The organism is Curtobacterium sp. MCBA15_016 (assembly GCF_001865105.1).
GTDB lineage: Bacteria > Actinomycetota > Actinomycetes > Actinomycetales > Microbacteriaceae > Curtobacterium.
In genome coordinates this window covers 2,859-3,776 of the sequence record NZ_MJGR01000053.1, presented here as the reverse complement: position 1 = coordinate 3,776, position 918 = coordinate 2,859, and the positions used below count along the sequence as shown (strand labels likewise).

Annotated in this window: 2 protein-coding genes and 1 pseudogene; 1 reads left to right on the top strand and 2 read right to left on the bottom strand. The window is 70.9% G+C overall.

Translation table 11 applies throughout. The features are described from left to right. Window positions 1–315: pseudogene (locus BIV03_RS17050) on the top strand (NADPH:quinone reductase); the annotation flags it as partial. Between the two features lie 66 nt (window positions 316–381). Here BIV03_RS17050 and BIV03_RS17045 read toward each other — a convergent pair. Then, window positions 382–567: a hypothetical protein gene (locus BIV03_RS17045; protein ID WP_022907754.1), complete on the bottom strand. Its 186-nt coding sequence runs from the start codon at window positions 565–567 to the stop codon at window positions 382–384. Window positions 568–608: 41 nt separating this feature from the next. Then, window positions 609–918 (bottom strand): GAF domain-containing protein (locus BIV03_RS17040; RefSeq protein ID WP_175475940.1); only part of this gene is annotated, 310 nt, incomplete at its 5' end.

The window sequence follows — 918 nt, the reverse complement described above, 5'->3', positions numbered from 1 at the left end:
GCCGAGGTCCTGGCGAACCACGGCGTGGTGTCGATCTACGCGAACAACGGCGGCGACGAGGCCACCCTGCCGATCCGCCCGAACATGAGCGTCAACGCCCGCTACCAGTTCCTGCTGCTGTACACGATCGGCGACGAGGCCCTCGCGGCAGCGGCCGAGGACGTCACCGCGGCGCTGCGCGACGGCGTGCTCCCCGTCGGCGAGGACGCGGGCCTGCCGCTCGTGCGGTTCGCCCTGGAGGACACCGCGGCAGCGCACGACGCCGTCGAGCAGGACACCGTCGGCAAGGTGCTGATCGACGTCAGCGCGGAGTGACGAAGCGCTGCGTCCGCCCGGGTCGGGTGGACGCAGCGCTCCGGTCGTCGGCGCCGCGGGGCTGGTTCAGCGGGCGAGCGCAGCGGCGAGGCGTGCCTCGAAGCGGCGGCGGGCAGCGACCCGCTCCCGCTCGATGTTCGCGGCGATGACCTCGAGGTCTTCGTAGTCGGCGTCGGTCGTGTCGTCGGTCCAGTTCGGGGTGTACACCCGGGACCGACCGAAGGGCTTCGGTTCGGGGGTCACGATGGTCATGTGGGGATGGTACGTCGAGCGTCCGACAAATCGTGTGCGCATCACGGGCCTTTCCTGCGGTTGCGGTCGCGGTCCGGGAACGGGGTCGCGAGCGAGAACGCGATGGCCATGAACGAGGCCATCAGCGCGACGTACTTGGCGTCGAGGTCGGTGAACGCGTCCGGCGCCGGCGAGTCCACGGTGAGCATGCCGAACGAGTACTCCTCCGACCGGATCACGACCGAGACGTACGAGCGGTAGCGGGGTTCGAACCCGGGCAGGTCCTCGTCGGCGTCGACGTCGGTGGCACGGTCGCCGACCACCCGCGGGCCGCCGCCGACCAACACCCAGTCGAGGTTGCGGTCGCCGTAC